We start from the raw sequence: 18,716 nt of genomic DNA, 5'->3' as shown, positions 1-18,716 counted from the left end.
GTTGTCGCGCGAGGCCCCGTACGGGCTGCCGTTCGGCGTACCCGGCACCTGGTGTCCTCAAGGAGGGCAAGACCTACCTCGGCCGCCGCACCCGTGCCGACGCCCCGAACCGCACTCCGGTGGCCTGATCCGCGCCCCCGCGCCCGCGTCACGGCATCCGCCCGGTACGCCACACTGTGCGGGTGCTGGGACATGGCGACGGGTACGAAGGCGGCGGGAGCACCTCCTTCGTGGGGCGGGCCGGCGAACTGGCCGCGCTCGACGGGGCCTTGCGGGGCGAGTGGCGCGGGGAGCGGCAGGGAGGGCGGACGGGCGACCGGCTGATCACCCTGACCGGGCCGGGCGGTGTGGGCAAGAGCCGCCTGGCCCGGCGGGCCGCGGGCCGGGCGGAAGCCGCGGGCCCCGCGGGCCCGTTCCCCGACGGGGTGCACTGGGCCGACCTCTCTCCGCTGCCCGACGCGCGCCTGCTCGTGGGCACCGTGGCCGACGCGCTCGACCTCGCCGACCACACCTCGCGCAGCCTGGCCAGGGCGGTGCGCGAATGGATCGGCGAGCGCAGGCTGCTCCTCGTACTGGACTGCTGCGAGCACCTGGTGGCGGCCCTGCGAGGCCTCGTACCGGAGCTGCTCGACGCGGCCCCGCACCTCGTCCTGCTGCTCACCGCCCGGCAGCGGCTCGGGCTGGAGCGCGAACACGTCCTGGACATCGGACCGTTGCCGCACGCCGCCGACCCGTACGGCAACGAGGAGGCCCTGGCGCTGTTCACCGCGCGGGCCGCCGCGACCGCCCCCCGGCACGCGCCGCCCTGGACCGAAGCCCGGCTCGGGGCGGCCCGGGCGGTCTGCGCCCGCCTCGAAGGGATCCCCCTCGCGCTGGAACTGGCCGCCGCGCAGCTGACGGACCACACCATCGAGGAACTGGCCGTGCGGCTCGCCCGCAGGATCGGGCCGCTGTCCACCGCCGCGCCCGTCCAGCCGCCCCGGCACCGCGCGCTGCGCACCGCCATCGGCTGGAGCCACGAGTGGTGCGAACCGCGCGAACGGCTGCTGTGGCTGCGGCTGTCCGTCTTCGGCGGCACGTTCGACGAATCCGCCGCGCGCGCCGTGTGCTCCGCCCCACCGCTCACCGAGGCGCTCGTCGCGCCGCTGCTCGCGGTGCTCGTCGCGAAGTCAGTCGTACGCCGGGGCGCGGACGGTTCGTACCGGATGCTGGACACGATCCGGGAGTACGGGGCCATGTGGCGGGACGAGGCCGGCGAACGGGACGCGCTGCGGGCCGCGCACGCCGCCTACTTCACCGATCTCGTGCGCGCCGCCGAGCGGGACTGGCTCGGCCCCGCGCAGCGGGAGGGGTACCGGCGGATCGCGGCGGTCCACGGGGACCTGTGCGCGGCCCTCGACCACTACCTGGCCACCGCCCCCGCACGCGCCCTGGACCTGGCCGCCAGTGCCGGTTTCTACTGGGCCTGCTGCGGCCACCTGCACGCCGCCCGCGGCTACCTGGAACGGGCGCTGGCCGCCGCGCGGCCCGAAGAGGTGCCCCCGCCGGTCAGGGTCCGCGCCCTGTGGGCCCTCGGGGTGACCCTGCTGCTCCAGGGCGAACAGGACCGGGCCCACCGGCTGGCCCTGGCCTGCGAGGCGCTGGCCGCCGGGCTCGACGGGCTCGCCGGGCTCGACGGGCTCGCCGGGCTCGACGGGCTCGACGGGGAGGCCGGATCCGGGCCGGGACCGTCCGGGCCCGCGCTGGACGCCGCGTACCTGCTGGGCCTGAGCCACCTGCTGGCCGGGCGGCCCCTGGCCGCACGGATCGTCTCCGACAACGCCCTGGAGGCCTTCCCCGGCACCCCCTTCGACTCGGCGCCCCGGATCCGCTGCCACCTCGTACGGGTCTTCGCGCTGACCGGCATGGGCCTGTTCACCGACGCCCGCGAGGAGGCGGAGCTGCTGCGCTCCGGCTGCGCGGCCCGCGGCGAGCACTGGACCAGGGCCTACGCCGACTACCAGCTCGCCCTGATCTGCCTGTTCGAGAGCCGCCCCGCCGAGTCCGCCGTCCACGCCCGCGCCATGCTGGAGAGCAAGCGGGAGCTGGGCGACAGCTTCGGCACGGCCCTCGGCCTCGACCTGCTCGCGGCGGCCCGGGCGGCGGCCGGCGACGGGGCGGGCGCGGCGCACGCGTACGGCACGGGCCACGCCTACTGGCAGGCGGTCGGCCACCCGCAGCGCGGTACGCCCGAGCTGGCCTCCGTACGCGAGGAGTTCGAGCGCACCGCGCGCGGGGCCCTCGGCGACCAGGCGTACGAGGCGGCCTTCCTGGAGGGCGTCCGGCACGGCCACACCCTGCGCACGCGGGCGCGGCCGTACGAGGGCTGAGCGCTCCCCGTCCGGTCAGCCCGCCGGGGCCGTGCGCGGGGTGACCTGCTGGACCGCCCAGCCGTTGCCGTCGGGGTCGGAGAAGTAGACGAAGGAGCCCCAAGGCATGTCCTCGATCTCCGTCACCTCGATGCCCCGGCCCTTGAGGTCGGCGAAGGCCTCCTCGATGTCCGCGACCACGACCTGCATGTTGTCCAGCGAGCCCGGGGTCATCCGGGTCAGGCCCTTGCCGATGGCGATCGAGCAGGCCGAGCCCGGCGGGGTCAGCTGGACGAAGCGGATGTCCTCGCTGACCGTGACGTCGTGGTCGGCGTGGAAGCCGATGCGCTCGTAGAAGGCCTTGGCCCGGTCGATGTCGGTGACCGGGACGGTGACCAGTTCCAGCTTGACGTCCATCAGACGCTCCCCAGCTCGAAGGTGACTTCCTGTCGGCCCATCATCCGCCGGACGCGGTCGTCGCGCCGCCCGGAACGGTGTTGACGGGGGCGGTGTCGTCCGCAGGCGTGTCGGACGCCGCGAACTGGGTGCGGTACAGCTCCTCGTACCGTCCGCCCACCGCCAGCAGCTCGGTGTGGGTGCCGCGTTCCACGATCCGCCCGTCCTCCACCACCAGGATCAGGTCGGCGGCCTGCACGGTCGACAGCCGGTGCGCGATCACAACGGCGGTCCGGCCCGCGAGGGCCTCGCCGAGGGCCTCCTGGACCGCCGCCTCCGAGGTGGAGTCCAGATGGGCGGTGGCCTCGTCCAGGATCACCACCCGCTGCCTGGCCAGCAGCAGCCGCGCGATGGTCAGCCGCTGGCGCTCACCGCCCGAGAGCCGGTAGCCGCGCTCGCCGACGACCGTGTCGAGACCGTCCGGGAGCGAGGCGACCAGACCGTCCAGGCGGGAGCGGCGCAAGGCCTCCCAGATCTCCTCCTCCGTCGCGTCCGGGCGGGCCAGCAGCAGGTTGGCCCGTACCGACTCGTGGAAGAGGTGGCCGTCCTGCGTGACCATGCCCAGCGTCTCGCGGATGGAGTCGGCCGTGAGGTCCCGTACGTCGATGCCGCCGAGGCGGACCGAACCGTGGTCGGTGTCGTACAGCCGGGGGAGCAACTGCGCGATCGTCGACTTGCCCGCTCCGGAGGAACCGACCAGGGCGATCATCTGACCGGGTTCGGCGCGGAAGGACACCTCGTGCAGCACCTGGGTGCCGCCCCGCGCGTCGAGGGTGGCGACCTCCTCCAGCGAGGCCAGAGAGACCTTGTCGGGGGACGGGTACCCGAAGGAGACCCGGTCGAACTCCACCGCCACGGGACCTTCCGGCACCCGCCGGGCGTCCGGCTTCTGCGCGATCAGCGGCTTCAGGTCGAGGATCTCGAAGACCCGCTCGAAGCTGACCATCGCGCTCATCACCTCCACCCGGGCCCCGGCGAGCGCGGTCAGCGGCGCGTACAGCCGGGTCAGGAGCAGGGCGAGCGCGACGACGGAACCCGCGTCCAGGGTGCCGCGCAGCGCGTAGTAGCCGCCGAGACCGTAGACCAGGGCGAGGGCCAGCGCCGAGACCAGGGTCAGGGCGGTGATGAAGGCCGACTGGGCCATGGCCGTCCGGATCCCGATGTCCCGGACCCGGGCCGCCCGCGCCGCGAACTCCGCGGACTCGTCGGCCGGCCGCCCGAAGAGCTTGACGAGGGTGGCGCCCGGAGCCGAGAACCGCTCCGTCATCTGCGTGCCCATCGACGCGTTGAGCGCCGAGGCCTCCCGCTGCATCGAGGCCATCCGCGCCCCCATCCGGCGGGCCGGCAGCACGAACACCGGCAGGAGCACGAGGGCCAGCAGGGTGATCTGCCAGGAGATGCCCAGCATCACCGTCAGGGTCAACAGCAGGGTCACGGTGTTGGAGACCACCCCCGACAGGGTGTTGCTGAAGGCGCGCTGCGCGCCGATCACGTCGTTGTTCAGCCGGCTCACCAGCGCCCCGGTGCGGGTCCGGGTGAAGAACGCCACCGGCATCCGCTGCACGTGATCGAAGACCGCCGTCCGCAGATCCAGGATCAGCCCCTCGCCCAGCGTGGCCGACAGACGGCGGATGAGCAGCCCGAGGCCCGCCTCGGCGACGGCGATCAGCGCGATGAGCAGGGCGAGGCGGGTGACCGTACCGCTCTCCCGGCCGTCCACGATCGCGGTGACCACCCGGCTCGCGAGCACCGGGGTGGCCACCGCGAGTAGCGCGGTCACCACACTGAGCAGCAGGAACAGCGTCAGCCCGCGACGGTGCGGGAGGGCGAAGGCGGCGATCCGGCGCAGGCCTTCTTTAGAGAGCGGGCGCCGGTCCTGTTGGGCGTTCATCGCGCTGTGCAGCGATGTCCAAGCGGTGACTTCCATGTCCATGAACCGAACGTTAAGACCTCAATCAAAGTTGAGGTCAAGGAGGGGGGCCAGGTCACTCCGAATCGTGTCCAACTCCCGCTCATATGAGGGATTTTCAGGGCTCTCGTGCACGCTCGTGCCCGGTGGCATCATCGGTCCATGACGCAGGGATCAGAGTCCACGCACTCCAGCCGGCGCACCGTCGACACCGTCCTGTCCCGCTTCGAGCGGTGGGCGCGCGACACCCCCGGAGCCCAGGCCGTGGCCGCCGGCCCGGACGGTCTCACCTACGGCCAGCTCGACGCCCGTGCCGATCAGGTGGCGAGCCGGCTCCTGGACGCCGGACTGCCGGAGCGCGCCGTCGTGGCCGTGGGCACCGACCGGCGGGCGGAGGCCGTCGTCGCCCTCCTCGGGGTACTCAAGGCCGGCGCGGCCTGCGCCGTGGTCGACGTGGAGGACCCGCGCGCCGGACGGCGGCAGCTCGCCGCCGTCAGCCCCTTCGCCCTGCTCGCCCACGCCACCCACCAGGCCCGCCTGGACGAGGGCGGGGGGCTGCGGGTGATCCGGCTCGGCGGTGAGGCCGGGGTGGTTGGAGTGGGGGGTGCGGGCGGTGCGGGCGGTGTGGCCGGGGTGGGCGGTGTGGCCGCCGAGGTCACCGGGGCCGTCGGCCCGGCCGGGCGGTCCGTTCCTCCGGCGCGCGCACCCCGAGGGGACATCGCCGCCGTCCTGTTCACCGGGGGCGCGGACCGGCGTCCCGTCCGCATCGGCCACGAGCGGCTCCTCGCCGCGCACGAGAGCTGGGCCGAAGTGGCCGGGCCGGAGCCCGAGGACCGGCACCTGATCACCGCCGGCCCCGGCCTCACCGGCTTCGCCACCGGCTGGACCCGGGCCCTGTGCACGGGCGGCACCCTGGTCCTGCCCGACGGCCCGCGCTGGACGGCCGAGGCACTGCGCCGCACGGTCGAGGCGGAGCGGGTCACCTTCCTGCACACCGACCCGGGCACCGTCACCCAGCTCCTGCTCCGCGACCAACGGGCCGTGGTGTCCCACACCCTGCAGAGCGCGGACGAAGCCGTACGCTCCCTGCGCCTGGTCACCGTCACCGGAGACCGCCTCTACCTCGACGAGCACTCCGCCCTGCTCGCCCGCCTGCGGCCCGGGGCCCGCCTGCTCAACGTCTACGGGACCACCGAGTCCGCGGGCATCGGCACCTGGTTCGAACTCCCGCAGCTGTCCGGCCTGGTGGAGGGCCCGGAGCGGCTCTCGCTGATCGGCACCCCCTTCCCGGGCTGCCACGTCGACCTCCGCGACGGCGAACTCCGCCTGACACCGCCCGGCGGCGGAGACCCGGTCCCGACCGGCGACCTCGCCGAGCTGCGCCCCGACGGGCTGCTGGAGTTCGGCGGCCGGATCCGGGACCGGCTCACCGTCCGCGGCGGCACGCTGGACCCGCACCCCGTGGAATCCGAGATCCGGACCCACGGGGGCATCGGCGCCGTCCTCCTCCGCCAGATCCCCGGCGAGGACACGGGAGGGACGGGTGGCAAGGGCGCCAGGAGTGGCAAGGGCGCCAAGAGCGGCAAGGGAAGGAACGCGCGGCCGGTGCTCGTCGCCTACATCGCCCCTCCGGCCGAGGCGAACGGCCGGTCGACCGGCTTCCGCCTCCCCGACGGCGGGGCGCTGCGCCGGTACCTGGCGGACAAGGTCCCGGCCGACGGGCTGCCGCGGAAGGTGATCTGGCTGGCCAAGATCCCCCGGGACCGGGCCGGCCGCGAGGACCGCGACGCACTGCCCCTGCCCGTCCGGCCCGCCGAGCGGGAGCCGCTGGTCCGGGGCTCGGGGAAGTCCTCGGCCGTGAACCCCGCCGGGTTCCCGCTGTCCTGTTCCCTCATCATGGGGATGTTCTTCCTGACCATGGCCACCATGCTCTTCACGGACGTGTTCTGGCCCGGCTCCACCGACCTCACCGGCGTACCGAACCCGTACGCGTTCCTCTTCTCCGTCCTCTACCTCTTCGAGGCCACGGCATTCGCCGCAGGGGTGCTGTTCCTCTTCATGGGCCGCTCCCGGATGCGCCGCCAGGGCCGCGGCCCCTTCGTCACCAAGGCCGCCCACCTGGCGGTCTTCTACCTGCTGGCCGCCTGGTGGCCGCAGGACAACTCCTACCGGCTCGCCGCCAAACAGGACTGGCCGCTCCAGGCCTTGCTCGTCTACGCCTTCAACGTCCCGCTGATGATCGCCGCCGCGATCGTGGTCCTCTACGTCACCCAGCCGCCGCGCAGCCCCTTCGACTTCGACCCGGACCCCGGGGACGAGGACTGACCGGGGCCGGACCCGTCGAACATCGCCCCGACGGCGAGGGCCCGCGCCCGTACCAGTGCCTCGGCCGCGTCCAGCGCCCGCGCGCCGGGCGCGGCCACCAGGACGCCCAGCCACGGCGCCGGTTCGAAGGCGGCGGTCGGGATGGCGGGCACGAACACCGCCCCGAGCTCCGCACACCCCCCGGCCAGCCGCTCGCACAGCTCGTCGAAGGCCGCCTCCGGCAGCCGGGCCCCCAGCTCCACCCGGTCGCAGATCCGTACGAGGTGTCCCGCGCCGCGCAGTTCGTCGAGCCGGGCCGCCACCATGAAGGCCACGGACGGACCGGTCAGGCGCAGGTTGGTCTCGGTCGGGGCGAGCCGGTGCGCGGCGTCGACGACGAAGTCGATGTCGAACCAGCCCCGGTACCCGGCGGCCGACAGTTCCCGGCCCACCGCCTCCCCGAAGGCCAGCAGAGGCTTCTCCGCCCATCCGGGCACCACCCCGGGCCCCACCGTCGCCCCGCGGTACCCGCCGTCCGCCACGTCCATCACCGCCCCGCCGACCTCGTGCACCCGGCCGCGCGGGTCAACGAACCCGTCGTACGTGAGGTCGCGCGGCTCCTCCCGGTCCGCCGGTCCGCGGACGTACTCCTCCACCAGCAGCGGCCCGCGCGGGATCCCGCGAAGCACCGCCCGCGCCCCGCCCGCCGCCCGGACCCGCTCCGGGGTCACCACGGTGGTGCCCGAACCCCCGACACCGTGCTCCGATTTGAGAACGGTGCTCTTCCCCGCCCCGGCCCGCGCGGCCAGCAGCCGCACCGCCGCCCGCCGGGTGTCCGCCCGCCACTGCGCGGGCAGCACGATCCCGGGATGGCCGCCCTCCGCCAGGATCCGGCCGAACAGCCCGTGCGCCGCCGACTTCGACTCGTACCGCAGCTCGCGCGGCCGCCATGCCCGTCCCGCCAGCCGGGCGAAGGGGGCGGTCAGCCCCCACGGTACGAGGGGCAGCCCGGCCCCCGTCAGCAACGCGGCCAGCGCCGGCCGGGCCCGTACGGCATCCGAGAGCCCGGAATCCCGCTCCGCGAGCCCGTCGTACACCTCCACCGCCGTGCCCCCTTCTTCCGAGCAGCCCGGCTCCGACCAGCCCAACTGGCGGCCGACCAGCGAGATCCAGCCGGGCGGCACCGTGCGAGGCAGGACCAGCGCGGCCGGCCGCGGACTGTAGAAGGCCGCCAGACAGGCGTAGTGGTGCGCGGCCCGCTGCTCCCGGTCCAGGGAGGCGTCCGCGAACTGCACGTTGTACTCGGCGACATTGCCCACGTGCACGGCGGCCCCGCCGCCCGTCCAGGCCCGCGCCCAGCCGGCGAGCGGCGCGGGCGCCACCTCGAACCGGAGCAGCCCGGCGGGAGCCTCCGCGTCCGCCGGGCGGGCGCCCAGGGCCCGGTAGAACCCGGCCGCGTGCGGATCGGAATCGATCAGCAGCTGGCGGAATCCCAGCCCGGCGGCGCGCCGCAGCACGTCCCGGTAGAGCTGCCGCCCGATTCCCCGTCCGATGGCGGCCGGTTCCACGAAGAGCAGCCCCAGCCGCCCGAGCGGCGGCTCCCCGTCCAGCGAGGCGAGCCCGAGCACTGCGCCGGCCCACGATCCCGCCCCGGCCCCGGATCCCGCCCCGGCTCCGTCCTCGGCGACCACGATCCGCCGCCCCGCCACCTCCCCGGGGTCGATCCGCAACTCGGGCGCGCACGCGGCCAGGAACCCGGGGTCGTACCCCCAGTGCGCCTTCGACCGCATGACCAGCCCCGTCAGCCCCTCGGCCTCCGCGGCCCGCGCGGGCCTGAGCTTTGCCATTTCCTGACCTCCCCATGGTCCGGTGCCATGGCGTGCGATAGATTCGGCCACCGCGACGACAGACACGCGACGTACTACCTACCCACCCGGAGACGGCTTCCCAATGAGCGACATCATCAACGGACTTGGCCGCACCGCCGCATTCGGCGGAGTCGGCGTGGTGCTGCTCATCCTCGGCATGGTCCTGGTGGACGTGCTGACCCCCGGCAAGCTGCCGAAGCAGATCTGGGAAGAGCGCAACCGCAACGCCGCCGTCGTGCTCAGCTCCGCGCTCCTCGGCATCGGCGGCATCCTCTTCACCGCGATCTGGACCTCCTACGAGGACTTCGGCAAGGGCCTGCTCTCCACGGCGGCTTTCGGCCTGCTCGGCCTGGTCCTGATGGCGGTGGCCTTCCTGGTCCTCGACCTCGTGACCCCGGGCAAGCTCGGCGCCATCGTGGTCGACCCGGAGCCGCACCCCGCCGTGTGGGTGACGGCCTCCTGCAACATCGCCGTGGCCGCCATCGTCGCCGCGTCCATCGCCTGAAAGCACCGCTACGAAACGAGAGCGCCGCTCCCCGGAGGGAGCGGCGCTCTCGTCGCGTATCACCCGGCCTACGCCAGGCCCAGCGCGAAGACCGCGAACCCGGCCGCCAGCAAGCCCGCCACCGTCCTGCGTACCGCCGTGGCCTTGGTCCACGGCTGCTCGAACCGGCGGGCGTAGCGGGCGATTCCCACCAGCAGCGCCGCGAACACCGGCATCCACGCCAGCCGCGCCAGGATCCACGCCGGACTGTCCGGGGCCGTCGTCAGCCCCGCCAGCCCGCCCGCGAAGGACGCGGGCACGGCCGCCGCCAGCATCGCCGTCTGGTGCCAGCACAGGATCGTCATCGCGCACAGGTTGATCACGACCACCGGAGCCCACAGCAGCGGCCGGGCCAACAGCCGCGCCAGCCGGTCGCGCAGCAGGATCGCGGCCCCCGACTGGGCCGCCGCCAGCGCGAGGACCAGCAGCGACGGCGGATGGGAGTTGGTCCGGGCCTCGCCCGGTACGCCGACCATCGACGCCGGGTAGTGGAAGACCATCAGCAGCGCCGTGAACAGCGCGCTCCCGCCCGCCAGCAGCAGCCACGCCCCGCGCCGGCCGATCCGGCCCTCGCCCCAGGAAACACCGAGCTGGTACGCGAACAGCCAGCCCGGCAGGATGTTCACCAGCGCCAGCCAGCCCGGCACCGAGTCCGCGAAGGGCCCGTAGCGCAGGAAGTCGACCACCGCGACCGAGGCCAGCAGCGGGGCCGCCGCCCAGCCGCCGAGCCGGTGGGCCGCCCGCACGCAGTAGGGGGTCAGGGCGGTGACCACCACGTACACCCCGACGAACCACAGCGGCTGGATCACCAGCGTCGCCCCGGTCCGCAGCGTGGCCTGGGGCACCCCGGCCGCGTACAGCACGGGCGCGGCCAGCGCCCACACCGCGGTGACCCCGAGCACCGGCCGCCCCAGCCGGGCGATCCGGCCCTTCAGCCAGGCTCCGGTCGAGCCGGTGCGCCGCCGGAAGGAGAGCACCGAGGCGTAACCGCCCACCAGGAAGAAGATGCCGAGCATCTGGAGCAGCCAACTGGCCGGGGCCAGGCCGCCGAAGGCGGAGAGCGGGCTGGCGTTGTGCAGGGCCCCGTCGTAGTCGAGGGTGAACCCGCCCAGCAGCCAGTGCCCGGTGGGCACGGCCAGCAGGGCCAGCGCCCGCAGCCCGTCTACGGCCCGGTCGCGGTGGGCGGGGGTCTTCGCGTCGATCCGGCCGGCGGCCTCGCGGAGCCGGGCGAGGGCGCCCGGTGCGGTCGCCGCCGTGCTCGTCGGCGCGCTCGCCACCGCCTCGGGGGGCGCACTGCCCGGATGGGTAAGCGGCTTGCTCATCGTCGTGCTCATCGGGTCTCTCCCGTGGCGATCGCGGCGAAGGCCTTCAGGGACTGGGTGCCGGGGGTGAAGTAGCCGGTGTGGCCGGACACGTCGGCCGCGGGGATCCGCCGGGCGCCGAACGCCGCCGAGGTGGGATCGGCTCCGTGGCCCAGCCCCGCGAACTCCACGTTCGGCACGTTGGAGATCCAGTCGGAGGGGCCGCGCGCCGCCCACACCCGGGCACTGGTGTGCAGGTCCGCCACGGTCCCGGCCCGCATCCCGGGGGAGCCGAAGGCGACGATGTCGGTGGCGTCCGTGTGCCGGGCCGCCAGCCCGCAGACCACCGAGCCGTAGCTGTGGCAGAACAGCACCGGGTCGGGGGCCCCGACCGCGTCGAGCCCCTCGGTGAGGCGGGCGAGCCGGACCGCGCCCGCCGCGGCGAGCCGGTCCCCGGCCGCGTCCAGCCCCACCCCGACGGGGGTGGTGTAGCCGGTCCACGCGATGACGGCGGTCGTTTCCCCGGCCGCGGCCCGCAGTGCGCGGGCCATCCCGGCCGGTCCCGTGTACGGGGCTCGCCCGCGGTCGTGGCCGGCGGCGTCGTTGTCCGAGCCCGGCACGATCACCGAGACGTGCGCGGCCCGCCCGGGGCCCAGGTCCCCGAACACCTCTGCGACCTGGCCCCGCCCGCGCGGGTCGAAGGCCAGGATCTGCCGGCCGGGCGCCGCGAGGGAGGCGAAGCGGGCCTCGCCCGTCGCGAGGACGGCCAGCCGGTTGGCCTCGTACCTGAGCGGGAGCGGAGCCCCGTCCAGATTGCCCACCACCAGCGGGTGGGACCGTACGAGGCCTCGGGCCCGCGCGTCGTCCAGCCCGGCGAAGAACCGGGCGACCTCGCGCGGCGGGGTCCGGGCCGGATCGGGCAGCGGACGCCCGGACACCGAGTCGGCCCGCCAGGCGGTGCTGCCCGGCGGCGGCCCGGTGACGGCGGTCTGGGTGTCGGCGGCGGCCCAGCCCGCGGTCCCCGCGACGACGGCCGCCGCCAGCGCGGCCGTGACCAGTGTCCTTGCGAAGCGGCGCATGCCCCTTCTCCTCTCCTCGTGACGAGGAGGAAGGTAAGAAAGAGGTACCCGCGCGGGCGTCGGACCGTGGAGCCAAGTCGGATGTCATACCCCGGTAGGGGGTGGAGGAGGGGAAAGCCCCTAGGGGGTGTCGTGCGCTCCCCGGTGTCTAGCCCTTCGTGTCGCCCGGCCGCACCAGCCCGGCCTCGTACGCGAAGATCACGGCCTGGGCCCGGTCCCGGAGGTCCAGCTTGCCCAGCACCCGCCCGATGTGGGTCTTGACCGTCTGCTCGGCGAGCACCAGGTGGCCGGCGATCTCCTGGTTCGACAGCCCGCGCGCGATGAGCTCCAGTACCTCGGTCTCACGCGGGGTCAGCCCGTTCAGCCGCAGCGCCGGATTCCTGCGCGGCGTCGGCCGCCGCTCGACGAAGTCCGCGATCAGCCGCCGGGTCACCGACGGGGCCAGCAGCGCCTCGCCCGAGGCGACCACCCGGACCGCCGCGATCAGATCGGCCGGCGGGGCGTCCTTCAGCAGGAACCCGGAGGCTCCGGCGCGCAGCGCCTCGTACACGTAGTCGTCGATGTCGAAGGTGGTCAGCATCAGCACCTTGGGCCGGTGCACCACCCCCGGCGGGGGATCGAGGAGCTCGCGGGCCGCGCTCAGCCCGTCCATCTCCGGCATCCGCACGTCCATCAGCACCACGTCGGGGTGGACGGTGCGGGAGACCTGGACGCCCTGGCGCCCGTCCGGGGCCTCGCCCACCACGTCGATGTCGGGCTGCGCCGACAACAGCGCGGCGAACCCCGCCCGCACCATGGCCTGGTCGTCGACGATGATCACGCGGATGGTCAACTGGCGTCCTCGTCAGACGTGTTCACGGAGGAAAGGGGCAGGCGGGCAGCGACCCGGAAGCCGCCGTCGGGCAGCGGGCCGGTGTCCAGCGTCCCACCCGTCAACCGTACGCGCTCCCGCATTCCCACCAGACCGTGCCCCGTGCCCGAGGTCTCCAGCGCCACCACGGCGTCCCGCGCGGGGCCGTTGACCACGAGCACGAGCACCTCCTGGGCGTCGAAGGTCACCGACACCCGGGTCGGCGCCCCCGGTGCGTGCCGCACCACGTTGGCCAGGGCCTCCTGCACGATCCGGTACGCCGACAGGTCCACGGCCGGCGGCGCCGCTCCGGCGGCGCCCGCCGCCAGCGCCAACTCCACGGGCTGCCCGGCCCGTACGGTCGCCTCCACCAGCTGCTGCAGCTTCCCGAGGCCCGGCTGCGGGGCCAGGTCGCCGCCCTTCGCCTCGTCCCCGCGCAGCACCGTGAGCAGCCGCCGCATCTCGCCGAGCGATTCCCGCGCGCTCGCCGCGATAGCGGCGAACTCCTCCTGGACCGGCCGGTCCATGCCCGGCAGCCGGTACGGCGCCGAGTCCGCCTGCACCGTGATCACCGACATGTGGTGGGCCACCACGTCGTGCAGCTCCCGCGCGATCCGGGCCCGTTCCTCCAGGAGCGTGCGGCGGGCCCGTTCGGCCTCGCTGATGCCCTCCTGTTCGGCGATCTTGTACCGGGCGTCCCCGAGCCCGCGCAGCGCCCCCGTCAGCGCGAGCACCACCCCGCCGAGTACGAACAGCAGGGCCACGGTGTTGATCACCCCGGCGGGCTGGAAGAAGCCCAGCACCACCCCGGTCACCCCGGTCACCAGCCACACCCCGACCAGGGTCCGGATGGACTCGCGCAGCCCCAGACAGGCCATCAGCACCAGGTAGCCGACGATCACCATCGGGGTCCACGGCCAGGCGTGCCGGGCGACCTGGTCGGCCTGGGTCAGGACCACGGCCCCGACGGTGTCCGCGAGCAGCACCATGCCCCACGCGGGCAGCGGCCGGGTCACGGCGAGGAGCAGCGGCACCGTCTGGGCCACGCCCAGCGCACCGGCCCAGCCGCCGCCCGCCTTGTAGTCGTTGGTCAGCACCACGATCGTCACCGGCAGCAGCGTCATCACGCACACGGCGGTCACGGCGTACGGCAGCAGCCGCTGCCAGGCCTTCGGGGCCTGCGCGAACAGCGGCTCGGCGGCCCTGGCGGGCGTCCGCAGCGCCACCGACAGCTGGGACGGCGCGCGCGGCGGCCGCGCGCCGGAAGCGGAGGTACGGGCCTTCGACCGGGGGGTCTTCCTCAGCGTCTTGCTCATGATCGGACCACCCTACGGGCCGGCCGGCCGACCGAACGGACGGTACGGGTAGGGTGCGGGGCGGTCGTCGATCACGGGGGAGCGGTTCACATGGGCGGGGCGGCGGCGCTGGAGAAGCTGATGCCGGTGGTACTGGCCTTCGGCGCCGGAGTGCTGCTGGCACGCCGCAAGGTGGTTCCCGCGGAGGCCTCCAAGGTCTTCGCCGACTACGCCTTCCTCTTCGCCGTCCCGTGCTACCTCTTCGGCAACATCTACGCCGCGGACCTCTCCGCCCTCTTCGACTGGCGGGCCATCGGCGGCTACGCGGCCGCCGCCGCCCTCGCCGTCGTCCTGGTCGCCGCCGCCGCGGCCCTGGCCGGGATCCGGGAGCCCCGCGACGTGGCGCTGCGGGTGATGGCCGGGGTCCAGGTCAACACCGCCTACTTCGCGGTCCCCGTCTTCATCACCTTCTTCGGGACGGCGGCGCCGATCTTCCCGGTCCTGCTCTTCCAGGTCTGCGTCCTGTCCCTCGTCGTCATCTCCATCATGGAACTGGGCCGTACGGGTCCGGGCGCGGGCAGCCCCGCGCAGAAGCTCACCCGCGCCGTCGGTGCCTCGCTCGTCACCCCGGTGGTGCTCTCCTGCAACGCGGGGATCCTGCTGAACCTGCTGTCCGTGCACGTCCCCAAGGTGGTCCTGGACGGGGCCGCGTTCGTCGGTGACAGCGCCTCCCCGGTGGCCCTCTTCGCCCTCGGGCTCCACCTCGGCGGCATGGGCCTCGACATCCGGGGCACCACCCGCGAGGAACTGGCGCTCATCGGCTTCAAATGCCTCGCCTTCCCGCTGCTGGCCTGGGCGGTGTGCGGGGTGCTGTTCGGAGTCAGGGGCGAGTGGCTCACGTACCTCGTGATGATCGCCGCGATGCCGACCCCGCAGAACCTGTTCATCTTCGCCCAGCGCTACGAGGTCGGCGTGGACCTCTCCGCCTCCGTCGTGATCAAGAGTTCGGTGGTGTCCCTCCTGCTGCTGCCGCTCTGGCTGCAGGCCGTGGTCGCCTGAAGCCGCCGGGAGAGCGCTCGTTCCCCCGGCGGGCCCCGCTCGTTGACCCGGTATGGAGCTGCCGACCATCGCGGCGCCCGGGGTCGGGGAACAGGCCGACGCCGTGGCGGACGCCGCCTGCCATCTGTACGACACCCTCGCGCCGTGGAGGCACGCCGCGCCCGGCGGATGGAGCCGGACGGCGGTCGAGGACGCCGCCGAGGCCATCGAGACGGCCGCGCACGCCCTCGCGTACGCCCACCCGCGCGCCGAGGTCATCCTCGCCCCGGTCCACACCGCGCTCGCGGACCTGCGCCGTCAGCTCGGCCTCGCGCCCCCCGACCCGCTGACCGCCGACGGGCTGCCGGCGACGCCGCGGACCGTGGGGAACCCGCGTCGCACCCGCTGGGTACGGGTGCTCACGCCACCCGCGCCCCGGCAAGAGCCGTCTCGTACAACTTCCTGATCTCGGGGCCGAAGTACGAGCTGTAGGAGGTGTCGGGGGTGTCCCCGCCCGTCTTCCAGCCGCCGATCACCCCGACCACACTGCCCGTCTCGGTCCGCTCGTCGTACGCGGTCAGGAACGGGCCTCCGCTGGTCCCGCCCGGGTAGCCGGTGCAGTCGATCCGCAGGAAGTCCCCCGGGATCCCCGGATCGGTGCTGGTGAACTTCGTGGTCCGGTTCACGCACAGCCGCGGCCGGGCGGCGGAGGCCGGATAGCCGATCAGCGAGACCTTCGGGTGCGTGAACCCGGCGCCGGTGACCAGGCGGTTGCCGCCCACCACGTCCTCCACCGGGAACCCGTCGGCGTCCGGGCCGACCTGCGCGAAGGCCACGTCGAGGGCGGCGCCCTGGTCGGCGCCGAGCTCCTGGTAGCGCGGATCGATCCACACCTTGGACCGGCCGCCCGCATCGCGCAGGATCGGGAACATCCCGTAGGGCTGCGGGTTCCCGGCCGTGTACTGCGGTACGAAGGCCACCTGGCGGGCGTCCGTCCCGAGGAGGCAGTGGGCCGCGCTGAGCACCAGATCGCGGCCGGGGGAGGCGACCACGCTCGCCGTGCAGAAGTACGCGCCGCCGCCCTTCATGACGAACATCCGGCCGACGACCGGAATGCCGTCGAAGTCCTGGCCGGTGCCGTCCCCCGCCGCCGGGGCGCCGCCGCGGCTGATCGGCACCGCGGACGCCATCCGGTCGGGGGTCCAGAAGGACTCCGCCTCCAGGGCGGACCACCGCCCCGAGGGCGGCGGGGCGTTCCCGGCCTCGGCCACGGGCAGCGGCCCGCCCGGCAGCAGCAGGGCGGCCGTCGTCGCCGCCACCGTCAACGTACGTCGCATGTCCGTCTCCTTCTTGAGGATGGGGAGTATCAGATCGCCTGCGGGAAGCGGAACAGCCGGTCCGGGTCGTACCTGCGCCGGACCTCTTCGAGGCGGGCCAGGTTCGGCCCGTGGTACGCCTCGCGCCAACCGGTCAGTTTCGGGTCGGCGTAGTTCTGGTACGCGGCTCCGCTCGCCCAGGGGCGCAGATCGCGCCAGAGCCCGTCGAGCCAGTCCTGGTGCCGGGCGATGTCGGCGGCCGGCGCCGGGCCGGGCCAGTAGACGAGGTACTGGGCGAGGAACCCGGCGGTGCGGTGCGCGAAGGCGGTGGCCCCCACCGGGAGCCGGTTGAGGGCGCCGCCGCAGACCCCGTCGAACTGCACCACCCCGAACCCGCCGCCCGGCACGCTCGCGGCATAGCGCCGGAGGGCGGCCAGCACCGCCTCGGCGGCGGGCCCGGTCAGCGCGCCCGGGGCCCAGAAGTCGGAGCGGGCGGCATACGAATCGCGGCCCAGCCGGCCCTGCGGATCGTGGCCGGGCAGGGCGCCGGGGAGCCGGCATTCGGCGGGGCTCCGATCGAGGCAGCCCGACATGGCCAGGACCGTGTCCCCGTAGCTCCGCACGACCCTCCAGTCGTCCCGGGGCCCGCGCCCCACCAGGCTGGAGAGCCGGGCCAGCTGGCGGTCCAGCTCGCCGCGCCCGCCGTCCAGGCAGAGCACCCGTAGGGCCGGGGCGCCGACCGGGCCGCCGTCGACGGTGAACTCCACCTGGCTCCAGAACGGATCCGGGAGCGCCTCCAGCCAGCGCTGCCAGCCGCGCAGGACGGCGGACGAGTCGGCGGGGGACCAGTGCAGCTCGGCGAAGGCGCAGTCGGCGACCGGGTGGGGGTGGAAGCGGAAGCCGGTGACCACCCCGAAGTTGCCGCCCCCGCCGCCGCGCAGGGCCCAGAACAGGTCGGGGTCGCGGTCCGCGTCGACCTGGCGGACGGCCCCGTCGGGGGTCACCACGGTCGCGCCGGTGAGCTGGTCGCAGGCGGCCCCGTAGGACCGGGAGCCCAGGCCCAGCCCGCCGCCGAGGGTGAGCCCGGCGATGCCGACGGAGGGGCACAGCCCGGTCGGGACGGCCAGGCCTCGCCCGGCGAGGGCGGCGTTCACCTCCCCGAGCCGGGCGCCCGCGCCGATCCGCACCTCGGCCGCGGAGGCCACGGACACCTCCGCCATGGCGCCGAGGTCGATGACGAGCCCGGCTTCGACGGTGGACCAGCCGGCGTAGTGGTGCCCGCCGCCGCGCGGCACGACCGGGACGGCCGAACTCCGGGCGAAGTCCAGGCAGGCGGCCACGTCTCCGGGGTGCGCGGGATAGGCCACCGCGCCCGGCCGGACCGTGTCGTAGCGGGGCTGGAAGAGCCGGCGGGCCTCGGCGTAGTCCCCGTCGGCCGCCGTGACCACCCGGCCGTCGAGGGCGCGGGCCAGCGCCCCGAAATCCGGTCCCGCGCGGCGGGTCGTCGCGCCGAGGGAGGCGAGTATTCCGGCGGCGGCACCCGCGAGGACCCGGCGGCGGTGGAGGCTCATCCCTCCTTCCTGCCACCGCCGCGCCCGTTCGGGGCGAAGGCGGGCCCGCCGGGGCCGAGTTGCCGCCCGAACGGCCCATCCCCCGGGCCTCCCGGGAGGCCCGTGAGCCCGGTGGGACCGGTGGCCCGGAGGGCCGGGGCGGGTCCCGGCGGCGTCAGGCGGGTTTGCGGGCCATCAGGAAGCCCTGCGGGGACTTCTCGTGGGCGTCCGCTTCCCGGACCAGCCGGGACGCCTCGACCAGACCGGCTTCGGCCAGCAGCGCGGCGATGTGATCGGGCCGGCTCTCGTAGACGTCCAGCTCGACCGGATGTCCGTACGCGTGTTCCAGCCGTCTCTGCCGCTCGCCCGCCTTGAACGCGATCAGCGCGTACCCGCCCGGGGCCAGCACCCGCGCGAACTCCGCGAACAGCGGAGCCAGTTCGCAGGGCGGGGTATGGACCGTGGAGTACCAGGCCAGGACCCCGCCCAGCACCCCGTCCGCGATGTCCAGCGCGGCCATCGAGCCGACCTCGAACCGCAGCCCCGGATACGTCCGGCGGGCCACCGCCACCATCGCGGGGGACAGGTCGACGCCGAAGGCCCGTACGCCCAGACCGTCGAGGTGCGCCGTCACCCGGCCCGGCCCGCAGCCGAGGTCCGCGACCGCCCGGCCGCCGTGCGGATCGTCTCCGCGCACGTACTCCGCGAAGGCGGCCAGCATCGCCCGGTCCAGCGGCTTGCCCGCCAGCTCGGCGCTCAGCAGCCGGGCGTAGTCGGCGGCCACGGTGTCGTAGGACGCCCGTACGGCGTTCAAGTGCGAAGTCGGTGCCATGCTCCCGGACACTAGCCCGACCCCGC

15 protein-coding genes are annotated in these 18,716 nt (G+C 74.6%); 5 read left to right on the top strand and 10 right to left on the bottom strand.

The annotated features are described in order from the left end of the window. Positions 1-182: 182 nt before the first annotated feature. The gene (locus tag ACFXDJ_RS05375; RefSeq protein ID WP_384660380.1) at positions 183-2,369 is read left to right on the top strand and encodes an ATP-binding protein; all 2,187 of its coding nucleotides are present in this window, start codon (positions 183-185) and stop codon (positions 2,367-2,369) included. A gap of 15 nt (positions 2,370-2,384) precedes the next feature. Here the strand turns inward: ACFXDJ_RS05375 and ACFXDJ_RS05370 are convergent, their stop codons facing one another. Both ACFXDJ_RS05370 and ACFXDJ_RS05365 read right to left on the bottom strand, forming a co-directional pair. Then, positions 2,385-2,765, bottom strand: a complete 381-nt coding sequence (locus tag ACFXDJ_RS05370) for a VOC family protein (protein WP_384660377.1) — start codon at positions 2,763-2,765, stop codon at positions 2,385-2,387. A gap of 40 nt (positions 2,766-2,805) precedes the next feature. Next, on the bottom strand, positions 2,806-4,737 hold the full coding sequence (locus ACFXDJ_RS05365) for an ABC transporter ATP-binding protein (RefSeq protein WP_384660374.1): 1,932 nt from the start codon (positions 4,735-4,737) through the stop codon (positions 2,806-2,808). A gap of 138 nt (positions 4,738-4,875) precedes the next feature. On the opposite strand from ACFXDJ_RS05365, the gene ACFXDJ_RS05360 reads away from it, so the two are divergent. Continuing rightward, positions 4,876-7,038, top strand: a complete 2,163-nt coding sequence (locus ACFXDJ_RS05360; RefSeq protein ID WP_384660371.1) for an AMP-binding protein — start codon at positions 4,876-4,878, stop codon at positions 7,036-7,038. Here the strand turns inward: ACFXDJ_RS05360 and ACFXDJ_RS05355 are convergent. Beyond that, entirely contained in the window at positions 6,975-8,864 is a 1,890-nt protein-coding gene (locus tag ACFXDJ_RS05355) for a GNAT family N-acetyltransferase (protein ID WP_384847860.1), read from the bottom strand. The two genes, ACFXDJ_RS05360 and ACFXDJ_RS05355, sit on opposite strands and share 64 nt — an antisense overlap. A 103-nt stretch (positions 8,865-8,967) precedes the next feature. On the opposite strand from ACFXDJ_RS05355, the gene ACFXDJ_RS05350 reads away from it, so the two are divergent. Then, on the top strand, positions 8,968-9,390 hold the full coding sequence (locus tag ACFXDJ_RS05350; protein ID WP_384661717.1) for a DUF350 domain-containing protein: 423 nt from the start codon (positions 8,968-8,970) through the stop codon (positions 9,388-9,390). Positions 9,391-9,458: 68 nt separating this feature from the next. Here the strand turns inward: ACFXDJ_RS05350 and ACFXDJ_RS05345 are convergent, their stop codons facing one another. The 4 genes from ACFXDJ_RS05345 to ACFXDJ_RS05330 form a co-directional block, all read right to left on the bottom strand. After that, positions 9,459-10,751 (bottom strand): acyltransferase, encoded by a 1,293-nt coding sequence (locus ACFXDJ_RS05345; protein ID WP_384661714.1) that lies wholly within the window; start codon positions 10,749-10,751, stop codon positions 9,459-9,461. A gap of 8 nt (positions 10,752-10,759) precedes the next feature. Beyond that, the gene (locus tag ACFXDJ_RS05340) at positions 10,760-11,809 is read right to left on the bottom strand and encodes an alpha/beta hydrolase (protein WP_384661711.1); all 1,050 of its coding nucleotides are present in this window, start codon (positions 11,807-11,809) and stop codon (positions 10,760-10,762) included. 148 nt (positions 11,810-11,957) lie between these two features. Next, complete coding sequence (locus ACFXDJ_RS05335; RefSeq protein WP_384661708.1) at positions 11,958-12,641, bottom strand: response regulator; 684 nt, start codon at positions 12,639-12,641, stop codon at positions 11,958-11,960. Continuing rightward, positions 12,638-13,975: a sensor histidine kinase gene (locus ACFXDJ_RS05330; protein ID WP_384661705.1), complete on the bottom strand. Its 1,338-nt coding sequence runs from the start codon at positions 13,973-13,975 to the stop codon at positions 12,638-12,640. The genes ACFXDJ_RS05335 and ACFXDJ_RS05330 overlap by 4 nt, the downstream gene beginning before the upstream one ends. 90 nt (positions 13,976-14,065) lie before the next feature. On the opposite strand from ACFXDJ_RS05330, the gene ACFXDJ_RS05325 reads away from it, so the two are divergent. Together ACFXDJ_RS05325 and ACFXDJ_RS05320 are read left to right on the top strand one after the other, a co-directional pair. Next, positions 14,066-15,013 (top strand): AEC family transporter, encoded by a 948-nt coding sequence (locus tag ACFXDJ_RS05325; RefSeq protein WP_384661702.1) that lies wholly within the window; start codon positions 14,066-14,068, stop codon positions 15,011-15,013. Between the two features lie 52 nt (positions 15,014-15,065). Beyond that, positions 15,066-15,458, top strand: a complete 393-nt coding sequence (locus ACFXDJ_RS05320) for a hypothetical protein (RefSeq protein WP_384661698.1) — start codon at positions 15,066-15,068, stop codon at positions 15,456-15,458. Here the strand turns inward: ACFXDJ_RS05320 and ACFXDJ_RS05315 are convergent. From ACFXDJ_RS05315 to ACFXDJ_RS05305, 3 genes are all read right to left on the bottom strand, one after another. Next, a complete protein-coding gene (locus ACFXDJ_RS05315) occupies positions 15,412-16,329 on the bottom strand; it encodes a trypsin-like peptidase domain-containing protein (RefSeq protein WP_384661696.1) in 918 nt (305 codons plus the stop codon). The two genes, ACFXDJ_RS05320 and ACFXDJ_RS05315, sit on opposite strands and share 47 nt — an antisense overlap. 29 nt (positions 16,330-16,358) lie before the next feature. Then, entirely contained in the window at positions 16,359-17,879 is a 1,521-nt protein-coding gene (locus ACFXDJ_RS05310; protein WP_384847857.1) for an FAD-binding oxidoreductase, read from the bottom strand. Positions 17,880-18,033: 154 nt separating this feature from the next. Beyond that, positions 18,034-18,690, bottom strand: coding sequence for a class I SAM-dependent DNA methyltransferase (locus ACFXDJ_RS05305; protein WP_384660218.1), 657 nt, complete (start codon positions 18,688-18,690; stop codon positions 18,034-18,036). Between the last annotated feature and the right edge of the window lie 26 nt (positions 18,691-18,716).

This window comes from Streptomyces sp. NPDC059443 (assembly GCF_042750105.1).
Lineage (GTDB): Bacteria > Actinomycetota > Actinomycetes > Streptomycetales > Streptomycetaceae > Streptomyces.
Note: the sequence above shows the minus strand (reverse complement) of the source record. Positions and strands in the feature narration are given on the sequence as shown.

What these genes read in the sequence shown, in the direction of transcription:
- ACFXDJ_RS05370 (WP_384660377.1), bottom strand. Translation starts at nt 2,765, where the DNA reads ATGGACGTCAAGCTGGAACTGGTCACCGTCCCGGTCACCGACATCGAC.
- ACFXDJ_RS05365 (WP_384660374.1), bottom strand. Translation starts at nt 4,737, where the DNA reads ATGGACATGGAAGTCACCGCTTGGACATCGCTGCACAGCGCGATGAAC.
- ACFXDJ_RS05360 (WP_384660371.1), top strand. Translation starts at nt 4,876, where the DNA reads ATGACGCAGGGATCAGAGTCCACGCACTCCAGCCGGCGCACCGTCGAC.
- ACFXDJ_RS05355 (WP_384847860.1), bottom strand. Translation starts at nt 8,864, where the DNA reads ATGGCAAAGCTCAGGCCCGCGCGGGCCGCGGAGGCCGAGGGGCTGACG.
- ACFXDJ_RS05350 (WP_384661717.1), top strand. Translation starts at nt 8,968, where the DNA reads ATGAGCGACATCATCAACGGACTTGGCCGCACCGCCGCATTCGGCGGA.
- ACFXDJ_RS05345 (WP_384661714.1), bottom strand. Translation starts at nt 10,751, where the DNA reads ATGAGCAAGCCGCTTACCCATCCGGGCAGTGCGCCCCCCGAGGCGGTG.
- ACFXDJ_RS05340 (WP_384661711.1), bottom strand. Translation starts at nt 11,809, where the DNA reads ATGCGCCGCTTCGCAAGGACACTGGTCACGGCCGCGCTGGCGGCGGCC.
- ACFXDJ_RS05330 (WP_384661705.1), bottom strand. Translation starts at nt 13,975, where the DNA reads ATGAGCAAGACGCTGAGGAAGACCCCCCGGTCGAAGGCCCGTACCTCC.
- ACFXDJ_RS05325 (WP_384661702.1), top strand. Translation starts at nt 14,066, where the DNA reads ATGGGCGGGGCGGCGGCGCTGGAGAAGCTGATGCCGGTGGTACTGGCC.
- ACFXDJ_RS05320 (WP_384661698.1), top strand. Translation starts at nt 15,066, where the DNA reads ATGGAGCTGCCGACCATCGCGGCGCCCGGGGTCGGGGAACAGGCCGAC.
- ACFXDJ_RS05315 (WP_384661696.1), bottom strand. Translation starts at nt 16,329, where the DNA reads ATGCGACGTACGTTGACGGTGGCGGCGACGACGGCCGCCCTGCTGCTG.
- ACFXDJ_RS05310 (WP_384847857.1), bottom strand. Translation starts at nt 17,879, where the DNA reads ATGAGCCTCCACCGCCGCCGGGTCCTCGCGGGTGCCGCCGCCGGAATA.
- ACFXDJ_RS05305 (WP_384660218.1), bottom strand. Translation starts at nt 18,690, where the DNA reads ATGGCACCGACTTCGCACTTGAACGCCGTACGGGCGTCCTACGACACC.